The following is a 22,287-nucleotide window of genomic DNA, read 5'->3' as shown; positions in this document are numbered from 1 at the left end:
CCCGTGACCACCACCCAGCGCCCCACCTCCATGGACCTGACGATGCATCACATGTCTCAGGCGCACCCCTCGATCCCCCAGACGATCGGAGCGGTACTCCACCTGGACGGTGCCCCGCCCTCCCTGGAGGAGCTCCGCGACCACGTCGAGAGACACCTGCACGACGAACCACGTCTCACCCACTACCTCGACGGACCCGGCCTGAAGGCGCGCTGGCAACGGGACCCCGCTCCGGACCTCGACACGCGCATCCGCGCACGGCATGTCCCGCCCGGTGACTCCCACCTGGACAACGCGCTGCGCGAGCTCGTGGAACACCCGCTGCCCGACCGAGGCCCCCTGTGGGACGCGTGGCTGGTGTCCGGCTACGCCACTGACCGCTACGCCATCTGCTGGCGGGCCCACCACAGCACCCAGGACGGCATGGGCCTCATGGGCACGCTGCACACACTCTTCAGCACGACCACCCCGCCCGCTGCGGCACCGGCGGCCCGCCCCGGTCCCGGAACCTACCTGCGAACGGTGCGCGCCACGCTCGCAGCGTGTACCGCCAACGGCATCTGGACCGACCCCGCACGTCCGCTGAGTGGCAACAGGGTCGTCAACTGGGCCTCGGTTCCCACCGGACAACTCCGCGATCCAGCCGTGGCACGGGGCGGTGACACCAACGACGCCTTCCTGGCCTCTCTGAGCGGGGCGTTGCGCGCCTGGTGCTCGGAGCACTGGCCCAGGGGCGCCGACAGGCCCCTGCCCACGCTCACGATGGTGAACCTGCGCCGTGCAGGCGAACGCGAACGGCCCGGCAACCTCTTCGCCTTCGCCCCGCTGCCGCTTCCCTGCGATGAGCCGACGGCCCGGGGCCGCCTCGACCGGGTCGTCGCCGCGACTCGTGCCACCAGGGATCCGGTCCGGCTGAACGCCCTGCGCGTCCTGTCGGAACGCACGCCCACCCGGGCATTCCACGCGATGGCCGGCTGGCTCACCACGCCGGCCCGGGCACCGCTCACTGCCTCCTACCTGGCGTTTCACCGGGCCCTCGCCTTCCAGGGCGACCCCGTCACCCGCATCCAGCCCTTCAGCTGGCTGCCGCACAACCAGCCGGCGTCCATCGTCGCCTGCAGTTACAACGGCAGCACCAGCGTGTGCTTCACGACCGACACGGCGCTTCCCGGAACACGCGGTCTTCCCGCTCTGTTCGCCGACGCCGCTGGACAACTCGCGGGCCGGGCGCCGGGCTCACCGGCAGCACCGTCCAGGCAGGCCGACGGCCTCGAGGTTCCGTCTCCTGCTCTCGCCCCCGCACCCGCCCCCGCCGGTGAGGCCGCCACCTCAGCCGGCATCGACTTCGACTTCGTCAAGGGCCTGCTGGTCGACCACGGCGCGCTGCCGCCCGGGCCGATCACCCCGGACGCGTCCTTCTCGCACGCCGGTATCGACTCCATGGCCGTGACCGCCCTGTCCATGGCGCTCGAGGACCGTCTGGGCATGGTCATCACCGAGCAGGAACTCACCCAGGCCCCCACGGTGGCGGCCCTGGTCGATCTCGTCGCCCGACGCGCCACGGACCCGCCCCGACCGGACTCGCCACACCCGCCCGCCCTGGACCACCGACGTTGAGACGCCGCCCGCCGGGACCGGCCCTCCTGCCCGCAACGGCCCGGAGGGCCGACGACGCCGGACCTGCCTCACGTCGGACCGGGTGCCACCAACGGGTGAGGTCGACGAAGCGGCCCATAACCGCCGAATTTCCCGGCTAATCTGCCGCCATGACCACCGCATCCCCTGCCCTGCCCCCACAGGCGCCGAGGTCCGCCCGGCTGATCGGCCTGGGGTCGTGGTTGCCCCAGCGCCGGGTGACCAACGCGGAACTGTGCGCGAGCCTCGACACGTCGGAGGAGTGGATCCGCACCCGCATCGGTATCGCCACCCGACACGTCGCCGACCCCGCGACGGCGACCAGCGACATGGCCGTGGAAGCGGGAACCCGGGCGATGAAGTCGGCAGGAGTGGAACACGTCGACGCCGTCGTGCTGGCCACGGCCACGCCGGACCATCCGGTGCCCGGCACCGCGCCGACGGTGGCCCACAGACTCGGACTCGGCCATGTCCCGGCGTTCGACGTAGGCGCCGGCTGCTCCGGCTTCGTCTACGCGACCACCGTGGCGACAGCCCTCATCCAGGCGGGCACATCCCGAACCGTCCTGGTGGTCGGGGCGGAGACGATGTCGGCCGTCATCGACCCGGCCGACCGGACCACAGCGCCCATCTTCGGTGACGGGGCGGGCGCCGTCGTTCTGCGGGCCGCCCGGGCGGGCGACCCCGGATCCCTCGGGCCGGTCGTGTGGGGAAGTGCCGGAGAGCACAGCGATGCCATCCGCATTCCCGCAGGGGGATCCCGCCGGCCCGCACACACGCTCGCGGGCGGTGAGGCAGCCGATCGCTACGTGCGCATGCAGGGCAACGTGGTGCTCCGTCACGCGGTCCGCCACATGACCCGAGCGGTCCGGGACGCAGCCGCGGCAGCCGGCTGGGCCATCGAGGACATCGACCGGCTGATCATCCACCAGGCGAACGCCCGCATCAGCGCCGGGGTGGCCGACGCCCTCGGCATTTCCCCGGAACGTGTGCCGTCCAACATCGCCGAGGTCGGGAACACCTCCGCGGCCTCGATCCCCCTGCTGCTGGCCTCCGCTGCGGCCGAAGGGCGGCTGGCGGCCGGCCAACGGGTGGCCGTGGCTGCCTTCGGCGCCGGCTTCACCTGGGCGGCAACCACTCTCGTGTGGCCCGCTGGCCTGTCCGCTCTCACCTGAGCGGCCGCAGGAGCCGCCGGCAGCGGACGTCCTCGTCGTGGTGCCACCGGACAGCCTCGTGCGCCGGGGCCCTGCGGTGGGCGGGGCCGGGAGGTCAGTGGCTGCTGAGCTCTCCCGTGAGCTTGCCGTGGAGGTCGGCGCTGGGAGCGTTGAGGCCGATGATCTCCACCGTGCTGCCGCGTTGGGCGTACTTGGCCTCGATGGCGTCCAGCGCGGCGACGGACGAGGCGTCCCAGATGTGGGCGGCGGAGAGGTCGATGACGACCCTGTCGGGGTCGGTGGCGTAGTCGAACTGGCCGACGAGGTCGTTGGAGGAGGCGAAGAACAGCTCCCCGGTGACGGAGTACACCACGGCGGTGCCGTCCGGGTCGGTGACGGCGGTCACCTCGGCCAGGTGGGCGACGCGTTTCGCGAAGATGACCATGGCGGAGACGGAGCCCACGACGACGCCGATGGCGAGGTTGTCCGTGGCGACCACGCAGACCACGGTGATGACCATGACGGCGATCTCCCCCGCGGGCATCCGCCTGAGGGTCTTCGGGGCGATCGAGTGCCAGTCGAAGGTGGCGAAGGACACCATGACCATGACGGCGACCAGGGCGGCCATGGGGATGTCCGAGACCACGGGGCCGAAGACGATGCACAGAACCATCAGGAAGGATCCGGCCAGGAAGGTGGAGAGCCGGGTGCGGGCTCCGGAGACCTTCACGTTGATCATGGTCTGACCGATCATGGCGCAACCGCCCATGCCGCCGAAGAAGCCGGTGACGATGTTGGCCACGCCCTGGCCGATGGACTCACGCGTCTTGGAGGAGCGGGTGTCGGTGATGTCGTCGACCAGTTTCGCGGTCATCAGCGACTCCATGAGGCCGACCAGCGCCATCGCCAGTGCGTACGGGGCGATCGTCGTCAGGGTGTCCATGGTGAACGGCACGTCCGGCAGCCCCGGCACCGGCAGCGAGGACGGCAGCGCGCCCTTGCCGCCCACCGTGGGCACGGCGATCCCGGCCGCGACGGTGATCACGGTGAGGATGACGATGGAGACCAGCGGTGCCGGGATCACCGTGGTGACCTTGGGGAAGAACACCATCAGGGCCAGGCCGCCGATGATCAACGGATACACCGCCCAGGGCACGTCGTGCATCTCGGGCACCTGAGCGATGAAGATCAGGATCGCGAGGGCGTTGACGAAGCCGACCATCACCGAGCGCGGCACGAACCGCATCAGCTTCGCCACTCCCAGTGCGCCCAGCGCGATCTGGATGACGCCGGCCAGGATCACGGCCGCGATCAGGTAGCCCAAGCCGTGCTCGCGGTTCAGAGGAGCGATCACGAGCGCGACGGCACCGGTGGCGGCGGAGATCATCGCCCTGCGGCCACCGACGACCGAAATGGTCACGGCCATGGTGAAGGAGGCGAACAGGCCGATCGCGGGGTCGACCCCGGCGATGATCGAGAACGAGATCGCTTCGGGGATGAGGGCGAGCGCGACGACCAGGCCGGCCAGAACCTCGGTACGCCAGACCTTCAGGTCGGACAGCCAGTCGGGCTTCAGGCCGCGCAGCCGCGCGGCGGGAGTCATCACGGAAGAGGACAAGGAGGCGAGTACCTGTCGTGCTCGGGCACGCCCATCGCCAGGCGAGGGGTGTGCGGAAAGGTACGGAGGCCGGCCGGCGCACCGCAGACGGCCTGGACCGGCCGGAAGGGAAGGGGGGAACGGAGGCGGCGGCGACGTGGGCACACGCGGCCGAACAGCTCACATCCGGAAGTGAGAAGTCACGGTGGGCAGGCGGCCGTCGGAGTCATGGGCTCGCTCACGGTCACTCCTGCGAGAATCGGGATTCCGTGCCGAGGAGTCGTCGGCCCCGCAACGGTGGCAGCGGGGCGCCGGCCTCGCCTCGGCCACGCCAACTCTACCCTAACGTTAGAGTAGGGCTCGGCGAGGCTGCGCGGGACGCGGGACCGCCACGACGGGAAAGGTCAGGACCACGGTCGTGGACGACAAGCACATGCAGATCGGCGAGGTCGCCGCGCGGACCGGACTGTCCCTGCGCACCATCCGCCACTACGAGGAGACGGGGCTGGTCATCCCCTCTGCCCGGTCCCAGGGCGGTTTCCGGCTGTACACCGAGGCCGACGTCCAACGGCTCATGGTCATCCGGCGCATGAAACCCCTCGGATTCACCCTCGACCAGATGCGTGACCTCCTGGAAGCCACCGACCGCCTCGACAACGAGTCCGGGCTCGGCGCCGATGTCCGAGAGGGCCTGCTCAGTCGCGTGCGCGTGTACGAGCAGGCTGCCGACGAGCAGGTCGACAGGCTTCGGACCCAACTGGCGCGCGCCGAGGATTTCGCCGCCACCCTGCGCACCCGCCTGGAACAGGCGTCGCCTGCCGGACGGCCGTCCGGGGCCGGCGGTGGGGCCTACCACCGCGCGGAAGGGCAGCCGCGCTGACCAGCGGACCGGCACGGTGCGCCCGCCCGAGGTGTCGGGAGGGACCCGCGGACGGCGGGCGGCCCGGCGTCTTGTCACGGGCCGGTGCCCTTCGTCGTGCGAAGGGGCCTGGCCGGAGTGGGTCCTCCGAGGGGGCGGACGGTTCAGACGTGCAGGGTGGGCCGGTAGACGAGCTCCTGCACATGGCCGTCGAGGGTCCGCCGCCCGGTCAGCTCGAGGTCGAAGTCGGCCGCACCCCTGAAGACCGGGTCCAGCCCGGTCTGACCGGTGATCACAGGGAAGAGCGTCACCTGCACACGGTCGACCAGGCCGGCGGCCATCAGTGCGCGGTTCATCGACAGACTGCCGTGTGAGCGCAACGGCACCTCGGACTCCTCCTTGAGCCGAGCGACGACGTCGACCGCGTCCCCGTCGGCGATGGTCGCGTCCGGCCAGTCGAGGGGTCCTTCCAGCGTCGTGGACACCACCGTGGCCGGCATGCTCCTCATCCGTGTGACCCAGGGGTCACGTACCTCGGACTCCTCGGTGCTCGTTGCCATCATCCGCGCGAAGGCCCGGTACGTGGTGGCCCCGAAGACCATCCGCAGCTCTTCGCCGTACTGTGCGAGGCGATGGGCGAGGAGCTCGGGGCCCTGTTTGCCCCAGTAGCCGGTCCAGTTGCCGCCGGCGGCGCCGAAGCCGTCGAGGCTGGAGAAGACGTCGAACGTGTAGGTAGCGGTCACGGTGCTCTCCTTGAGCGGACGAACCACCTGCCGGAACGGTGGGCGGCGGCCGGGGTGACCGCCATCGCCCACAAGCTCCTGGAGCCGTGGCGCGGTCGGGCCGGAGGCCGGCAGGCCGGCGTGATCGGCCGGACGGCGGGTGAGGAGACGAGCGTGCCACGCCCGTCCCGGGATCACGGCCATTGCGCGGGGGAGCCGCGTGTTGCCCCGCCGGACCGAGGGGCGGCCCGGCGTTGGGTGCCCCTGCGCCTTGGCCGTCCGCCCTGTCCGAGGGGCGTCGGCGGGGGAGGCGACGCCCCGTCCCACGCGTCGCAGGCGGTGGGCTCCTGACCACCCTTTCGATTCGTACTGCCCGCGGTACCCGCGGGGGACGACTCCCCGTTCCTACGGCGGCGCCGGGCGACCGGCTGGATCCGCCCGCTGGCGCCCCGTCAGCCCCTGTGCGGTTCGGCGCCCGGACCGCCGAGGGCCGTCCCGTCGTTCGCAGGCCCGAGGGCCCCCTCACCACGGAGCTCCCGGCCCGCCAGTGCCGGCCGGTGGGGCCACCAGGACCGGTCGCCGAGCAACGCCAGTGCGGACGGCAGGACCAACGCGCGCAGGACCACCGCGTCGAAGAGCACCGCGACCGTGAGGCCGACCGCGATCTGCTTCATCTCGATCCGGTCGATGAACAGGAAGCTGACGAAGACCGACACCATGATGACGGCGGCGCTGGTGACCACACTCGCGGACCCCGCTATGCCGTCGACCACTGCCTGCCGGGTGGGCACCCCCCGGCGCACCGCTTCCCGGATCCTGCTCACCACGAAGATCTGGTAGTCGGTGGAGAGCCCCACCAGTATCGCGAAGACCATGAGCGGCGTACGGGATCCGACGAAGCCGAGCGACTCGAACCCGAGCACCCCCTGCGCCCATGTTCCTTGGAAGACCAAGGTCAGGACGCCCCAGGAGACCGCCACGGCCGCCAGGTTGAGCACCACGCCCAGGACGGCCAGGACGACGGAGCGGAACGCGGCCCACATGATGGCCAGGGTGGCCAGCGACACGAAGACGATCACCCAGGGCAACCGGTCCTCCTGGTGGGCCGCGTAGTCCACCCCACCGGCGATCTCACCGGATACCGCCACCTCCGCCCCCGCGTCCGCCTCGCCCATGGCCCCAGGTATCAGCTCGGTGCGCAACCGTTCCAGGGAGCGCGTCGCCTCCGGCGAGTTCTGGGCGTACGGGACCGGAACCTTCAGCATCGCCGTACGCCCGTCCTCGGCGACGGTCAGCTCCGGCGTCCGCTCCTGGGCGAAGAGGTCGTCGCCCTTGGTGCGGGCGGCGAGGGCCCGCAGCGGGGCAGCGGGGTCCTCGGCCCGCACCACGACGAGATGCGCGGCCCCTCGGGACGGATAGGCGGCTGTCAGCCGGTCGTACGCGGACACCGCCGCGAGGCTGTCGGGGAAGGTCTCCTTGCCCTCTGTACCGAGCTCCATGTTCAGTGCGGGCAGGGCGAGCGCGGCTGTCGCGGCGGTACCGAGAAGCAGGGCGGCCAGCGGGCGGCGCACCACCGGGCCGAGGAGGGCGGCCCACGCGGTGCCGGTCTCCCGTCCCTTGCCGCCGTCCCTGTCCCGGCCACGGTCCGGGCGACGGCTGTGCGGCTTGTCCATCCGGTGCCCCAGCAGGGCGAGCAGCGCGGGCAGGACGGTCAGCGACCCGGCCACGGCGACCAGCGTCACCAGGATCGCGCCGGTGGCGATGGACGAGAAGATGACGTCGTCCACCAGATAGAGACCACCGAGGGAGAGCACGACGGCCAGACCGGAGTCCAGGACCGCCCGCCCGGAGGTGGCCGCAGCCACCTCGACCGCGGCAACATGGCTGAGCGCGCCGTCCGAACGCTCGCGCTCCTCACGGGCCCGCTTGAGGTAGAAGAGCGAGTAGTCGACTCCGACGGCCATGCCCAGCATGAAGATGACGCTGATCGCCGCGCCGCCCGCGTCCGGGAAGACCCAGGAGGCCAGGCCGTACAGACCGACAGATCCCGCGAAGGCGGTCAGGGCGAGCAGCACCGGGATCCCCGCGGCCATCACCGCGCCGAAGACGGCGAACAGGATGACGAAGGTGACGGGCAGGCTGATGGCCTCGGTCCTCTGCAGGTCCTGGCCCATCTTGTCGTTGACCGCCACCGAGATCGACGCGCTGCCGGTCTGCTCGATCCGCAGCTCCCCGTGCGCTCTCCGCACTGCCTCCGTCTGCACGAGGAGAGCCTCGACGTCGTCCTTCGCGGTCTCCTTGTCACCCCGGAGGGTGATGGTCACGCGCAGAGCGGCGCCGTTGCCCGCACGTACCGGATCGGCCACCCGCACCACGGAGGGCAGGACTGCCATCCGCTCGCGGAGCTCGCCCGCTGCGGCGCGCGCGGCGGATTCGTCGAGACGGCCCCCGTGGTCCGGAGCCGTGATGAGTACCTGCTCCTCCGGCGCGGGTGTGAGACCACTGCGCAGGGCCATGGCCTCGGCCCGTCCGGCCTCGCCCACCCAGAAGTCCTCGAACGTGCCCTTGTTGGTACCCGCGGCCATGCCCGCGCCGAGGCACAGAGCCACGAAGAGCAGCCATCCCACGACGGCTTGCCATGGATGGGTGGCGGACCACCTGGCTGCACGCACCGTGATCGGTTGCTGTTCGCTACGCACGCGGGGGTCCTTCCGGGGACAGTGATTCCGTTGCTTGATCACCTTCCTGGACCGCGGCCGTGGGGACACTGGTGCCCGCAGCCGACTCTTCCTGTGGTTAACCCCACCCTCGCGTCGCCCGGGGCGGGCCGGCGCGAACCGGTGCACGCCCGGTCACCTCCGACGGCTGCGCGGGACGGCCGTGGCCGAGCCCAGCGCCGGAACGTCCAGGGCCGGGACGTCCACGTCCGGGACGAGACCGTGGCGCACTTCTGCGGGCCGACGCTGTGCCGTACCTCCGCAGCGGGGCCGGTGTGACACTCGCACACGATGCAACTAAGCTAAACCTAACCTAACGACGGCGTTGCTCTTCCAGGGGTGGTCCTTCGATGTCCCAATCGCACCAGGCCTTCCAAGTGCCTCCGCAGCGCGCGATGTTCGTGACCGTCGCCGCAGTGCGCCGGCTCACCCCGCGTATGGTGCGGATCACGCTGGCCGGGAACGACGTGGACGACTTCCACTACGCCGGTCCCGACCACCTGGTCCGGCTCTTCTTCCCTGTCAACGGCCACCTCCAGCTGCCGACCGGCCCCGACTGGTGGCCCGAAGTGCAGGCGATGCCGGCTGATCGACGCCCTGTGGTACGCAACTACACGGTTCGCAGCATCGATCATGCCCGGCGTCGGCTCGACGTGGACTTCGCGCTGCACGGGGACATCGGGCCGGCCTCGGCCTGGGCGAGCTCGGCTGAACCCGGCGACCGGATCGGCGTACTCAGCGACGGCGCCCGGTACCAGGCCGACGACGCGGACTGGCAGTTGCTCATCGGCGACGAGACGGCTCTGCCCGCGATCGGTTCCATGCTCGAAGGCGCCCGCACCCCTGTGTACACGCTGCTCGAAGTCAAGGACGAGCAGGACGTGCTGGACCTGGCCGGTGAGGCGACCTGGCTGTACCGATCCGGCGCTCCCGGCTCCCGGGCGCTGGAGGCACTGCGCGCGCTGCCCTTCCCGCCCGGCACCCCCTACGTCTGGGTAGCCGGCGAGTCCACTCTGGCCACCTCGGTCCGGCGTTATCTGGTCAACGAGCGGGGCATCGACAAGCAGCGGATCTACTTCTGCGGTTACTGGCGTGGTACGCCGTCCACCGTCCGACCGGCAGCCGTGACCGAACGGGAGCCGGCGCACGCCTGAACAGATGCCGGCCGCCGGTCCGGCATCGGCCTTCGCCCCCACGTCCGCGGCAGCTTGACGAGGTGTTACCGCCGACGCCGACCACGTACTGGCCGGCGCGTTCGTCCCGGCGGGCGGACCCCGCCCGAGGTGCGGGCGTACTGCCCCCGAGCTGGTACTACTGGTGTCGGCGAGACGTGAACAGGGCCGACGGCGGGAGCGGTGTTGCTGGGGCGAGGCGCGGAACGGCGGCGGATGGACGACACTCTCGCCGCGTGCCGGCAAGGAGCCGGAGCGGGCCTGCTGCTGCATGGCGAGGCCGGGATCGGGAAGACCACTCTGCTCGACTATGCCGCGGAGCGGGCGGAGGGCATGCGCCTGCTGCGCGTCGAGGGCATCGAGTCGGAGATGGACCTGGCCTACGGCGGACTGCACCAGCTGTTCCTCCCGGTGCCGGAGGCCGTCGACGGGCTGCCCGCACCGCAGGCCGCAGCGATCCGGGCCGTGTTCGGGCTCTCCGACCGTGCGGTGCCCGATCGCCTGGCCATCCGCCTCGCCGTACTGTCGATGGTGTCGGACCTCAGCGCCAGGTCCCCGCTGCTCTGCCTGATCGACGATGTGCAGTGGCTCGATCAGGCGACGGTCGACGTACTCACCTTCGTCGCCCGCCGGTTGGCCACCGAGGCCGCTGTCATGCTCTTCGCCGCACGTGACGGGGCACAGGGCAGCGTGGTCAGGGGCCTTCCACTCCTGCACGTCACAGGGATCGACCGGGAAGCGGCTGCGGCGCTGGTGCACGACCTTCCACCACCTGTCGCAGAGAGGATCATCGAGCAGGCACAGGGCAACCCCCTCGCGCTCCTCGATCTTCCGGCCGTGCTCACCCCGGCGCAGCGTGCCGGGCAGCTCAGCCCGCTCGTCCTGCCGGAGGCGCCTTCCGCGCTGCGTGGCCGGTTGCAGGAATCCTTCGCGCAGCAGATCGACAGGCTGCCCGACGCGACCCGGGCGGCGCTGGTGGTCGCCGCTGCGGACGACACAGGGGAGCTGGCCCTCGTGCTCGGCGCGGCGCGGCGCATGGGTGCCGGGCTCGAGGACCTGGAGCCCGCCGAACGCGCGGGGCTCCTCCTTCTGTCCAGTCAGGTCCTCCGCTTCAGGCATCCGCTCGCCCGGCACGCCGCCTACCAAGGCGCCCCGCTGATACGGCGGATCGCCGCCCACCAGGCGCTGGCGGCGACGCTGGACACCGGCCGCCACGCGCACCGGAGAGCCTGGCACCTCGCTGCGGCGGCGACGGGTCCCGACGAACGTGTCGCCGCCGAACTCGAGCACGTTGCCGAATGGGCCGGCGACCGCCAGGCGATGGCCTCGGCATCAGCCGCATACGAGCGTGCCGCCCAGCTCACCGAGGACCCGCGTGCGCGGGCGCGGCGCCTGATCCGGGCAGCCCGGAAGTCGGCCGAGGCCGGGCAGGACGAGCGCGCCGGCACTCTGGCCGACCAGGTGTCCCTTCCCGACCAGGACCCCGGCACGGCCGCCGAGTTCGCACGCGTCCGTGCCGTGGTCGAGCTCGGCTACGGCAGCCCGGCGGCTGCCGGCCGCATCCTCCTCGACTGTGTGGACACTCTCTCGCCCTGTCACCCGGACGAGCTCGCCTCCCTGCTCACCGACGCCGTCCATGCAGCCTTCTCCTCGGCGGACACCGACCTGATCCGCGAGATCGCGCACCGCGCGCCGGACCTGCCCGTCCTGGCCGTACCCGCCTTCCTGCTCACAGGACGTGTGCCGGCCGCGCTCGAAGCGCTGCGCACCCACGTTCCGGCGTGCCGACTGCCGGAGACGGGTGTCATGGACCGTCTGATGACCGGTACCTACTGCCGGCTGGTCGGGAGCCATCAGGACGCGCACGAGATCGCCGCTGACGCGGTCGAGCTCTGCCGGAGCCAGGGCATCGGCGGGTGGCTGCCCACCACGCTGCACCTCCTGGCGCTGACAGACATCTCCCTCGGCCGTCTCGGCCAGGCGCAGGCACACGCAGCCGAAGCGCTCCAGCTCGCCGACTCCTACGACCTGGACCACCGGGCCGCCCATCTGCGCGCCGTCCTGGCGGTGCCGGCCGCTGTCCGGGGGCGTGAAGGGGAGACCCGCTCCCTGGCCGGGCAGGCACTCGAGTACACCCGGCCACGTGGCATCGGGCAGGGCACAGCGGCCGCCCTGTGGGCCCTCGGCCTGCTCGAACTCGGCCTCGGACGGGCGCGAGAGGCACTGGAGCACCTCGAGGCGGCCGCGGAGGAGGCAGGGCATCCCCTGCTCGCCCACTTCCTGCTCCCCGACCTCGCCGAAGCCGCAGTGCGGGCCGGCTTTCCGCGACGGGCCGCGGAGCCCGCGAGTCTGCTCGCGGACTGGGCGGAGGTCATGACGGAGCCGGCCATCAGCGCGGTGGCCCGCCGTTGTGCCGCCCTCACCGGACCCGACGACGCGGCCGAGGACCACTTCACGGCGGCCCTGAGCTTCCATGAGGGCGGCAGCGACTTCGAACGGGCTCGCACGCTGCTCCTGCACGGGGAGTGGCTGCGCCGGATGCGCCGCCACGTCGACGCGCGCGACCGCCTCCGGGCGGCGCTCCAGGTCTTCGAAGGGCTGGACGCTCAGCCGTGGGCCCGTCGGGCGCGTATCGAACTCCGGGCCGCGGGCGGTGACACGGTCCCGGCCGGCACCCCGGACACGCCGATCAGCCGGCTGAGTCCTCAGGAACGGGAGATCGTGCGACTGGCCGCCACGGGGGCGACCAACCGAGACATCGCGACACAGCTGTTCCTGAGTCCGCGCACGGTGGGACACCACCTCTACCGGGCCTATCCGAAGCTCGGCATCAGCTCCCGTACCGAACTGGCCTCACTGCTTCCTCACGAGACAGGAGCCGAGTAGATCACCCGGATCTGCGAGATCCGGTATCCGGCCCGGGCGAACGCCGCTGCCATCGGTGCGTTGCCCGTGTCCGTGGTGGCGGTGATCAGCTCGGCCCCGGACCGGGCCTGGAAGCGGGTGATCTCGGCGAGGATGTCGTCGACGTAACCGTGACCGCGGAACTCCGGGACCACGCCCAGATAACCGACGTTGCGGTTGTACGGGGTCGCCGAGGGAATCGCGAGGCCCGCGACCTCACCGGAGGCGGTGCGGGCCAGCCGCCACCACTCCCGCTCGCCGGGGCAGCCGAGGTAGAAGTCCATCTCGTCCCGTGCGGTGGCGTCCGGGCCCCTGGACGCCAGGTTCCTCCGCGTCTCGGCGTCCAGACTGCCTTCGGCGATACGCCGGAACACCTCCAGGAACTCGTCGTCCCCGGCCTCGGCGAAGGTGAGCCGGCCGCTCGGGCGGGGGATTCCCGCCTCGGGGCTCCACTCCAGGCGCAGGCGCTCCACCTCCGCGGTCAGGCCGGCGGACAGCGCTGCCGTGCGCCGCCATTCCAAGGCGTCGGCCACGGCCGCCTCCGCACGCCGGTCGGGCTGCAACGTCACGTTGTACAGGGGTGGCCGGGGAGCCCCCTGCTCCGAGAAGGCCCGCAGGCCGGCCGTCAGGAGGTCGGCCGCCAGCGCGGAGCGGTCCGTGACGGAACTGTCCACGTGCAGACAGTCCAGGGCAGCCGGGTGCGCCCCGGAGGCCTGGCCCCACCACAGCGCCCGCGCCATGATCCGGTCATCCTCCTCGGCTATCCAGGTCCACTCCGGCCGGTACATGCCCTGGCGGAGTTCGTCGGTGTAGCGGTCGGCGGCGATCCAGCCGACGGGCTCGTCGACCGTGAAGGCGACGATGCGATCGAGGTCGGTCTCGGTCGTCGAACGGATGATCATGTGCTTCCTCACTGCTTGCCATACGTGGTGACCGACGTGCCGGTGCGTCCTGTCCCTGCTGCCGCGGTGCGGGACGGCGAGGCGGGCGGACCCCATGAGCACGTGGAGCCGGTGGCGGCGCGGGGGACGGAGTGACGGGATGAACACTAGGCAGGCCTGGGGACCCCGGGCATCAGTCGTCGCGACTTAACACGGGCTGTCGGCGCCCCGCGTACACGCACGGCGAGGCCCGCAGGCGTCAGGGCCACCGCGCACCCGCTCGGTACGGCGGCCGAGCAGGCGCTGCGAAGCCTCTCCCGCGGCGAACCCGTTGCCGGACGAGCCCGCAGGGCCGTCAGGTCCTGCGGCCGCGGAAGGTGCGTCGCAGATCGCTCACCCAGGCCTCGGGATTCTCCCAGGGGATGAAGTGGCCACCGTGGTCGTGGGCGTTGACGTTGACGTGGTTGAACCAGTCCGCCTGCGGGCCGGCCTCGAACGCCTGGACGCGCTCGTCGGCGGTGTGGATGCCTGGCGGGTTCTCGTAGGTGACGAAAGTGAGACCGACCGGGGCCTGCACGACCGGGGTGCGGTCGTGGGCGGGGACCCAGGGGTAGCGGTTTGCGTTCGCGTAGTAACGCATCGACGTGGCGGCGGAGTTGTTCACCCAGTAGATCGTGGCGTGGGTGAGCAGGTCGTCCTTGCTGAAGACGGACTCGACGTCACCGCCGTTGTCGCTCCAGGCGTTCCAGCGCTCCAGCAGCCAGGCGAGCAGCCCGGCGGGCGAGTCGCTCAGCCCGTGGGCCAGGGTGGCGCCGTCGAGCATGTGGACGGTGAGGTGGGACGCCGAGCGGTGGTCCAGCTCGATGATGCGGGCACGGACGTCGGCGGGCTGGTCATCGGTGAGCGGCCGGTTCCTGGCGAAGTCCCAGGCGCGGGGGCCGGTGAAGAAGTCGAGTGGCAGCCCGGAACCGATATGGATGCCGTACAGCTCGTCGGCGTACTTGTGGCCGAGCTGGCTCGAGACGATCCCACCGATGTCGCAGCCTCCGGCGGCGTACTTCTCGTATCCCAGTGTCCCGGTCATCAGGGTGTGCCAGAGGTCGGACACCTTCCAGAAGTTGACGTCCGGGAAGCCGGTGAGCGGGCCGGGGAAACCGAAGCCGGGCAGGGACGGCACGATGACGTCGAACGCGTCGGCGGGGTCACCGCCGAACGCGGCCGGATCGGCGAGCGGGTCGATCACCTTGGACCAGTGCCAGAACGTCCACGGCCAGCCGTGGGTGAGGATCAGCGGGATGGGGCCGGGACCGCGGCCGGGCTTGCGCATGAAGTGCACGGGGACCCCGGCGACGCTCGTCCGGTAGTGCTCGTAGACGTTGATGGCGGCCTCGGCCTCGCGCCAGTCGTAACCGTCCCGCCAGTACGCCACCAGTTCACGGAGATAGCTGTCCGGGACACCGTAGGACCAGTCCTCGTTCCCCTCGTCCAGCGGCGGGCGGGTCGAGGTGAGACGGGCGCGCAGGTCGTCCAGGGCGGCGTCGGACACGTGGATCGGGGTCGGCTCCAGGGGGAAGGTGTGCGGGGTGGTCATCGCGTAGTCCTTCGGCAGAGGGGAAACGGTGTCGTCGGCCCGCACGGCGGCCGGAGGCGAGCAGGGTCCCGCCAGAAGGGGCGGGCTGCGACGCGGCGACCGCCTCCGGGCACGCGCGGTCCGGACCGGTCCGTCCGGGCGGCCGGTCCGACCGCCGCCTCCCTGCGCCGCACATCGCCCCTTCGCTCCGACGCGGACACTCGACAGCTCTGACAATAGATCGGCCCGGCATCCCCCGGCGGCTCCGCCGTCACCAGGGAACCACGCGGCCGACCACCCACCGGCCACGGTCACGCCATTGCCGAAACCGCCGCGCCGCAAGTGCTGTTCACCGATTCCGGCGGTGCGTGGCGAACATCTCCGAAAAAGAGGGAAGGCCGGAGCAACCCTGCCCCCGTCTCGTCGGTCACACATGCGTCACCAGCTTCACCTGATCAGTTCGTCCCGGAAGGGCCCCTCTCCCTGTGATAACTCGTAACCGGCTGACCGTGCTTGCCACGACGGCCGCCCTGGCCGCCGGAGGCGGCCTGATCACCGCTGTCCAGGCCTCTGCGGCCGTCACCTGCGCCGCGCCCGTCTGGACGGCGCAGTACTTCGGCAACGCCACCTTCAGCGGCACGCCGAAGCTGACCGCCTGCGACTCGGCGATCAGCGAGAACTACGGGAGCGGTGACCCGGCAGGAGTCACGCTGCCCAAGGACAACTTCTCCGTCCGCTGGTCCCTCACCCGGGACTTCGGATCAGGCGGCCCCTTCCGGCTCTCCGCCGCCACTCAGGACGGCATGCGCGTCTACATCGACGGCGTGCGGAAGATCGACCTGTGGAAGAACGTCTCCACCACGGCTCGCAAGACCGTCGACCTGACCGTCCCGGCCGGCAGACACACGATCCGGGTGGACTACGTCGCCTGGACAGGCGTCGCCAACGCCGGGTTCACGTACGCCCCCCGCGTCGAGGCCGCCATCGACAAGGTCAAGCCGCTCGCCCCGACCGGTCTCACCGCCGCCTACAACCCGGACACCGCGAAGACCACCCTGCGCTGGGCTGCGAACAAGGAGGCGGACCTCGCCGGATACCGCGTGTACCGCCGGCTGAGCGCCACCCAGTGGGCGAAGGCCAGCGGCTCGGCGCTGCTCACCTCTCCGTCCTTCGCGGACGCCACGCCCGCCACGGGCCAGACCTTCCTGTACGAGGTCCGCGCAGTCGACAAGGCGGGCAACGAGTCGACGGGCAGCCTCGACGTGACCGCTGTCACCGTGGACCGCACGGGTCCTGCGGCGCCGACCGGTCTCACGGTGACGGGTGACGCGTGGTGGGCCACCCTTGCCTGGCAGGGGCCTGCCGACGCCGCGACCTACGAGGTGTACGCCGCCTCCGGCGCCACCGGCCCGTTCGTGCTGCTGGGTACGACGACCACGACGTCGTACCGTACCGACGCGCCCGAGAACACCGCCCGCTACTACCGGGTGCGCGCTCTCGACGGGCTGGGCAACCCCTCGGCGTACGCCGCCGTCACAGGCGACGGTGTCGACCGGACACCGCCGAAACCCCCGGTCTCACTGAACTCCGTCGTCCGCGTGGGCTCCACCGACGTGCACTGGAGGCAGCCCGACGGCTTCGAAGAGGACTTCGACAACGGCGGGAGCTACCACGTCTACCGCTCGCCCGGCAAGACACTCGACCCGGCCGCCCTCACCCGTGTGACCTGCGCCGAGGAGAGCGACGAGACCGGCACCGGCGGCAACTGCAACGACCTGGACATGCCCGCCGGTACCTACGTGACGTACGCGGCCGTCGCGGTGGACCCGGCCGGAAACGAATCGGCGCTGTCCGCCCCGCTCGTCGTCCGCACCGGCGACCGCGTGGCGCCGGGCCCGGTCGCCGGGGTGAGGGCCACCCCGCGCGCCGACGGCGTGCTCGTGAGCTGGGCCGCCTCGACCGAGGACGACTTCGAGCGCTACATGGCCTGGACCGGTTCCCGGCAGGCCGACGGCACGGTCAAGTGGCTCGGCCCCACCTCCTGCCGCGAAGGCACGAGCGACCCGCTCGCGACGCTCTGCGGCGACCTGCCGGACGGCGAGACGTACGTGTACGCGGTCGTCGCCAGGGACCGCTGGGGCAACGCGCTGCCACCGAGCGACCCGGGAGTCATGGTCGTCCAGGCAACCGAGCTGGACGTCCGGCCGTCCGTGACGGTGACCCGGGACTGGGACCTCGGCAGCATGGGCCACGGCACCGTGATCGGCGGCCCCGACGAGGACGGGCCGTCCATCAACTGGCGGTGCGACAAGACAGATGAATGCGCCACCGTGGACGGCTACCGGGTCAGCCGGTGGAACGCGGCCACGCAGGCGTACGAGCCGCTGCACGACGGTCTGCTGCCAGCGGACACCCGTGCCTACACGGACACCACGGCCGCACGCGGAGCCACCCACTTCTACACGCTGCAGGCAGTGCGGGCCGACGGCACCGTCGTGGGCACGCACGTGTGGCACTGCGTCTTCCAGAATCGTGTCTGACCGATAGTGCCACGCGGGGACCTGCGTCCGTACGAGTCCCCGCGGGCTCTCCACCGGGCTCCGGACACCGGCCGGGGCCCGGTGGAAGCCAGGCCGGCAGGGCAGCACTGCGCGTGCCCGGCTACGGCAGCGTGTCAGTCAGCGGAACCGGGCGCGGACGGCCGCCGTGTCCGGTCCCGTATCTCGATGGCCGCGGCGACCTCCTGGACGGCGGCGCGAAGGGCGTCACCGTAGGAGCCCTGGGGAAGGTTCGGGGCATGGGCTTCGGCCGCCTCGATGTGCTCGGCGGCGGCTTCGAACGAGCCGAGCCGACGGTAGTTGTCGGCGAGGTTGAGGTGCAGGGAGGGGTAGAAGCCGGCGACACGCAGGTCGGCCTGATGCTCTTGCACGCGCTGGTCGTTCATGGCGTCGGCGGCATCCAGGGCCCGGACGTCCCAGACCAGGGCACGGGCGGGATCGTCGTACAGATCTGCCAGGTAGTGCGCCAGCGAGCAGCGGTGCAGCGGGTCACCGGTGACGCCCATGGCGGACCACAGCCCCAGAAGTCTGTCGCGGGCAGAAGCCGTGCCACCCGCCCGGCCTTCGGCGACGGCCTCCCCGATGGCCGCCATGGTCGTGTCGGGGCCGGGGGATTCGGTGTTCATGAGGTCTCCTCAACGTGTGTCTCAGGCGGAGTGGCCGGGTCTGACGGGCATGACCACGGTGGTGAGATCGCCCCGGTCGGCGGAGCGGATCGTGACGGGCTGGTCCTCGCCCCTCAGGTCGAGCATCACGTCGGGCCCGATCGCGGTGCTCACGGCGGGGTAGAGCGTGGCCAGTTCGAACCAGATCAGCAGGTCCTGCCCCGTCGCGGTGGCGGTGAGCCGGATGCCGGCATCCTCGTCACCCGCCCGGACGTGTGTCCCGCGGTCGCGGACGTGCAACGCGACACGCTCGTCCCCGTGGTCCTCGACCGCTCTCAGCAGCAGCTGCTTGGAGACGGTCACACGGGTGGTGACCTCGTCCAGTGACGCGAGCATCAGCCGGTATTCGGGGAAGCTGCCAGGCAGCAACCGGCAGTGACGGTCCTCTGCCCCCGCCGCGCGGAGCCGGAGCCCGTGCGGCACGGCTTCGAGTCGCACCAGCACGCTGCGGCGGAGATCGGCGACAGCAGCCCGCAGCTCGTCACCGTCGACCGTGCCAGCCCAGGTCCGCCTCGGTCGGTCAGCCGGCACCAGCGTCCGGGTCGAAAGCCGGTACCGGTCGGTCGCGGTCAGGGTGACGGCTTCATGCCCCGCCTCGATGTGCAGGCCGGCGAGCACCGGCAGCCCCGGCTCGCGTGCGGTCGCGGTCAGGACCTGCTCCACCGCGTCGGCGAGGACGGGGCCCTTCAGTGCCGTGACAGGGAGGCCCGTCACGTTGCCGAGCACCGACTTGATGACAGCGGCCTTCCGCCGCGCGGCTGTCGCCTCGTCGATGACCTTCGTGACATGCTCATCGAGCAGCCGGGACGCCTCGTCGGCCCCGGCGTCGAGGACGGCCTCGACGGCGGCGAGAGGCATGGCGATCTCACGGAGCTGACGCAGCACCGTCGCGCGCGCCACCTGGTGCGCGCCGTAGTAGCGGTACCCCGTGACCGGGTCGGTCTCGGCAGGGGGCAGCACGCCGGAGTCGGCGTAGAACCGCAACGCACTGGCGGTCAGACCACTGCGTCGCGAGAAGACCCCGATCGGCATCAGCTCAGATTTCGGCACCCGGCAATCATCGAGCTTCAACCAGGTCGAAGGTCAACACCGACGGGCGGCGCCGTCCGAACGCTCGCCGCGAACAGCTACTTCTCGTGACGGAGAAGCGAGGGCCGGGGCGCTCCAGCGGCGGCGGCCGGCCGGTGCTGCCCGAAGCGGTTCATCAAAGGCGTCTCCACGTACCGGTAGAGAACCAGGGCGCACCCCAGTGCGATCGCCAGCAGGGTGACGGCCAGGAACACGCCGGTCGCGAGCGAGAACGTCCGTGTGGGTCCGATGAGGTGGGCGGCGGCCATGAGCACGGTCAGGTGGACCATGTAGAAGGTGAAAGAGATCTGCCCCAGGAACACCATCGCCGGACTGCGCAGGACCGAGGGACGGTCGTGCAGATCCGCGACCGCGGCGGCGGCGATCAGTGGTGCGGTGCACACCGACGCCAGCCCGCTCCTGCCCGCCAGGTACGGCTCGCACAGGGCGAGCAGATATCCGGCGGCGGCCGCCGCGAAGGCGGGCAGCAGCCCGATCCGGGGCCACATGCCCGCGGTGACGATCCTGGCCAGGAGGATGCCCAGAACGAATTCGAGCACGCGCACCGGCGGGAAGAAGTACACGAACCACACCTGCTCGAACGAGACGGGGGCGGTCATGGAGAAGAGGCTGAGCCGTGGCTGGTCAGGCACGAGGAAACGCGCGATGAGGAAGGCCCCCGCGATCAGCGCGGTCACCCCCGCCGCCGCCGGCCACAGCCACTGGACGCGTACGCGGCGCAGAGCGGGCAGCAGGGCCGGAAAAGCGAGGTAGAAGAAGAACTCGCAGGACAGCGACCAGCTCACCTCGTTGACCGCCAGGCTGGTGTGCAGGCTCGGGAACCAGGCCTGCTGCAGAGTCAGCGACGCCAGCCAGTCGACCGTGGAGGTGGGCCGGGCCATGCTCGTCACCAGAAGGGCGGCCAGGGCGTAGGTGACCAGGTGCGTGGGGCCGATCTTCACCAGGCGGCGCCGCCAGAACGACCGGGCCGTGTCCTGGGGCCGTGCCGTCCACGTCAGCACGAATCCGCTCAGGACGAAGAAGAAGCCGACACCGTAGGGGCCGGCGAGGGAGAAGACCAGCTTGAGCGCCGTCCCGATCTCATCCGGTACGAGGCGGGTGAACCACAGCACGTGGCCGGCGAAGACGAGCAGAGCGGCCACGAACCGCAGTCCGGTCAGCGAGGGCAGCCGGGAGGGGACCGGGCCCGCGGGCGGGCGCCGAGGCCCGGCTCCCTCCGGACGAGCGTCGGCGGGACGCTTCCGGGCAGGACCCGAACGCCTGCCCGGACCCGCCCCCGGGTAGAACCCGACACGACTTCCCGCCCCACCAGCTTCCAGGTCCGCGCCCATGACAGGAGCAACGACGACGAGCACCACTCGTCACGCCCGGTACGGTGCGGTCCACCGGACCGCGCCAGGGCGCCCGATCCCCACCTCCACGGCCGGTGTCGCACACCCACGGGTGACAGCACCGCCGCCGGTGACCAGCCGCCGCGACGCGGGGAGCACGGCTGTCCGGGCTGCCGGTTCAGGAAGGCACCGACTCCAAGTGGTACGTGGTGTCGACCCAGAAGCCGTTCGTGGCGCGGGCTTTGATCTCGAGTACGTACTGGCCGGGAAGCAGCGGAGCGGCACCGCCCCAGATTCCCCACGCATAGCGCTGCGTCAGCCCTGTCCTGAACGGTGCGGTGAACTCCTGGAGCGGCAGGGCGATGCCGTTGAGGGACGCTGTCGCCTCTGCCACCGACATGGACCGGGGCACCCGCGAATACGAGCGGGTGTGCTGCATGTTGAGCACCGGGAAGAACACCGGCCGGTCCGAGGGAACAGCGCAGCGCCGTACGACCCGGCCACCGTAGGTGCCCGCGAGGAACCACAGATCGTCCGGCTGATTCCAGGCGGCGTACTCGCCCGTCGTGTCCTCGACCGGGCTACGGCCCTCAGGTGCGGACAGGGCCCACTTCCACCACCGGCCCGCGAGCCTCCCGCCCTGTTCGCCGCTCAGTTTCCACCCGCTGTCCACCGATCCCGCACCGCTCATGACGCCCCTCCCGCGCGCAGCCCTGGTCCAGGGCTCATCTCGAACGAGCAGACACTACCCGGGGCACGGGAAAGGCTGAGCGGCGGCCCGCGCCGACCGGTCGTGCAGGTGGAGGCCGGGATGCCCGAGGCTTTCCGGAGGCCGCACAGCACGCCCGCAGCCCGGTCAGGTGCGGAGGGCGGGTGCGCTGTAGTACCTCTTGGGAGTCCCGGAAACACGTCCATCAGCTCGTGGAGTCGTCGATGTCCGTTCGCCGCGTCGTGCCCAACGTCCAGTCGGAGGCTGTGCAGGAGAATCTGGAGTTCTACGGTCTGCTGGGCTTCGAGGTAGTCATGAACCTCGGCTGGATCATGACGCTTGCCTCTCCGTCCAGCCCGGCGGCGCAGGTCAGTTTCATGGTCACCGACAAGACGGCGCCGGTGACCCCCGACATGAGCGTGGAGGTGGACGATGTGGACGCGGCCTTCGCGGTCATGCGGGAGAGTGGCGCCGACATCGTCCACCCGTTGCAGGACGAGGAGTGGGGAGTGCGTCGGTTCTTCGTCCGCGACCCCGGTGGCCGGGTGGTCAACGTACTGGGGCACCGGTGACGCTGGTTCCCCTCCCGCACGTCGTCCGCGGGTGGCCCGGCCACCGGCCGCAGAGCGGTAGGCCCCGCCCCCTGCCGGGGCAGGCGGACGGGGCCGCGGCGGGAGCCCGGTCTCGGGGGGGGGCGTCCGGGATTCCGCGCCGGATCAGCATG

General features: G+C 71.3%; 16 protein-coding genes. 7 read left to right on the top strand and 9 right to left on the bottom strand.

What is annotated here, in order from left to right; genetic code table 11:
* Positions 1 to 3: 3 nt before the first annotated feature.
* Positions 4 to 1,617 carry a wax ester/triacylglycerol synthase domain-containing protein gene (locus ACHFIV_RS16250; RefSeq protein ID WP_398968802.1) on the top strand — a complete coding sequence of 538 codons (1,614 nt, stop codon included), beginning with the start codon at positions 4 to 6 and terminating at the stop codon, positions 1,615 to 1,617.
* Positions 1,618 to 1,766: 149 nt separating this feature from the next.
* Positions 1,767 to 2,810, top strand: coding sequence for a beta-ketoacyl-ACP synthase III (locus tag ACHFIV_RS16245; RefSeq protein WP_398968800.1), 1,044 nt, complete (start codon positions 1,767 to 1,769; stop codon positions 2,808 to 2,810).
* A 94-nt stretch (positions 2,811 to 2,904) separates the two neighbouring features.
* On the opposite strand, the gene ACHFIV_RS16240 is transcribed toward ACHFIV_RS16245, so the two are convergent.
* The gene (locus ACHFIV_RS16240) at positions 2,905 to 4,392 is read right to left on the bottom strand and encodes a SulP family inorganic anion transporter (RefSeq protein WP_398968796.1); all 1,488 of its coding nucleotides are present in this window, start codon (positions 4,390 to 4,392) and stop codon (positions 2,905 to 2,907) included.
* Between the two features lie 412 nt (positions 4,393 to 4,804).
* Here ACHFIV_RS16240 and ACHFIV_RS16235 point away from each other — a divergent pair, with 412 nt between their 5' ends.
* Positions 4,805 to 5,266 carry a MerR family transcriptional regulator gene (locus ACHFIV_RS16235; protein ID WP_398968794.1) on the top strand — a complete coding sequence of 154 codons (462 nt, stop codon included), beginning with the start codon at positions 4,805 to 4,807 and terminating at the stop codon, positions 5,264 to 5,266.
* Between the two features lie 143 nt (positions 5,267 to 5,409).
* Here ACHFIV_RS16235 and ACHFIV_RS16230 read toward each other — a convergent pair whose 3' ends face one another.
* Entirely contained in the window at positions 5,410 to 5,988 is a 579-nt protein-coding gene (locus ACHFIV_RS16230; protein ID WP_398968791.1) for a dihydrofolate reductase family protein, read from the bottom strand.
* A gap of 431 nt (positions 5,989 to 6,419) precedes the next feature.
* Positions 6,420 to 8,666 carry an MMPL family transporter gene (locus tag ACHFIV_RS16225; RefSeq protein WP_398968789.1) on the bottom strand — a complete coding sequence of 749 codons (2,247 nt, stop codon included), beginning with the start codon at positions 8,664 to 8,666 and terminating at the stop codon, positions 6,420 to 6,422.
* Positions 8,667 to 9,034: 368 nt separating this feature from the next.
* On the opposite strand from ACHFIV_RS16225, the gene ACHFIV_RS16220 reads away from it, so the two are divergent.
* A complete protein-coding gene (locus ACHFIV_RS16220) occupies positions 9,035 to 9,838 on the top strand; it encodes a siderophore-interacting protein (protein WP_398968786.1) in 804 nt (267 codons plus the stop codon).
* 201 nt (positions 9,839 to 10,039) lie between these two features.
* The gene (locus ACHFIV_RS16215; RefSeq protein ID WP_398968783.1) at positions 10,040 to 12,742 is read left to right on the top strand and encodes a helix-turn-helix transcriptional regulator; all 2,703 of its coding nucleotides are present in this window, start codon (positions 10,040 to 10,042) and stop codon (positions 12,740 to 12,742) included.
* Here ACHFIV_RS16215 and ACHFIV_RS16210 read toward each other — a convergent pair.
* Both ACHFIV_RS16210 and ACHFIV_RS16205 read right to left on the bottom strand, forming a co-directional pair.
* Positions 12,721 to 13,662, bottom strand: a complete 942-nt coding sequence (locus tag ACHFIV_RS16210) for a GNAT family N-acetyltransferase (RefSeq protein WP_398968780.1) — start codon at positions 13,660 to 13,662, stop codon at positions 12,721 to 12,723. The genes ACHFIV_RS16215 and ACHFIV_RS16210 overlap by 22 nt on opposite strands.
* Positions 13,663 to 13,996: 334 nt before the next feature.
* The gene (locus tag ACHFIV_RS16205; RefSeq protein ID WP_398968777.1) at positions 13,997 to 15,232 is read right to left on the bottom strand and encodes an epoxide hydrolase family protein; all 1,236 of its coding nucleotides are present in this window, start codon (positions 15,230 to 15,232) and stop codon (positions 13,997 to 13,999) included.
* A gap of 488 nt (positions 15,233 to 15,720) precedes the next feature.
* Between ACHFIV_RS16205 and ACHFIV_RS16200 the strand changes: the two genes are divergently transcribed.
* Positions 15,721 to 17,751: a PA14 domain-containing protein gene (locus ACHFIV_RS16200; protein WP_398968775.1), complete on the top strand. Its 2,031-nt coding sequence runs from the start codon at positions 15,721 to 15,723 to the stop codon at positions 17,749 to 17,751.
* Between the two features lie 134 nt (positions 17,752 to 17,885).
* On the opposite strand, the gene ACHFIV_RS16195 is transcribed toward ACHFIV_RS16200, so the two are convergent.
* The 4 genes from ACHFIV_RS16195 to ACHFIV_RS16180 form a co-directional block, all read right to left on the bottom strand.
* A complete protein-coding gene (locus ACHFIV_RS16195; protein WP_398968772.1) occupies positions 17,886 to 18,395 on the bottom strand; it encodes a hypothetical protein in 510 nt (169 codons plus the stop codon).
* A gap of 21 nt (positions 18,396 to 18,416) precedes the next feature.
* Positions 18,417 to 19,484: a DNA polymerase III subunit beta family protein gene (locus ACHFIV_RS16190; RefSeq protein WP_398968769.1), complete on the bottom strand. Its 1,068-nt coding sequence runs from the start codon at positions 19,482 to 19,484 to the stop codon at positions 18,417 to 18,419.
* 77 nt (positions 19,485 to 19,561) lie between these two features.
* Positions 19,562 to 20,854, bottom strand: coding sequence for an acyltransferase family protein (locus tag ACHFIV_RS16185; RefSeq protein ID WP_398968767.1), 1,293 nt, complete (start codon positions 20,852 to 20,854; stop codon positions 19,562 to 19,564).
* A 178-nt stretch (positions 20,855 to 21,032) separates the two neighbouring features.
* On the bottom strand, positions 21,033 to 21,545 hold the full coding sequence (locus ACHFIV_RS16180; RefSeq protein WP_398968764.1) for a hypothetical protein: 513 nt from the start codon (positions 21,543 to 21,545) through the stop codon (positions 21,033 to 21,035).
* 242 nt (positions 21,546 to 21,787) lie between these two features.
* On the opposite strand from ACHFIV_RS16180, the gene ACHFIV_RS16175 reads away from it, so the two are divergent.
* Positions 21,788 to 22,135, top strand: a complete 348-nt coding sequence (locus tag ACHFIV_RS16175) for a VOC family protein (protein WP_398968761.1) — start codon at positions 21,788 to 21,790, stop codon at positions 22,133 to 22,135.
* Positions 22,136 to 22,287 lie beyond the last annotated feature (152 nt).

The organism is Streptomyces sp. ALB3, assembly GCF_044385685.1.
Classification (GTDB): domain Bacteria; phylum Actinomycetota; class Actinomycetes; order Streptomycetales; family Streptomycetaceae; genus Streptomyces.
This window is presented reverse-complemented; position numbering and strand designations above follow the sequence as displayed.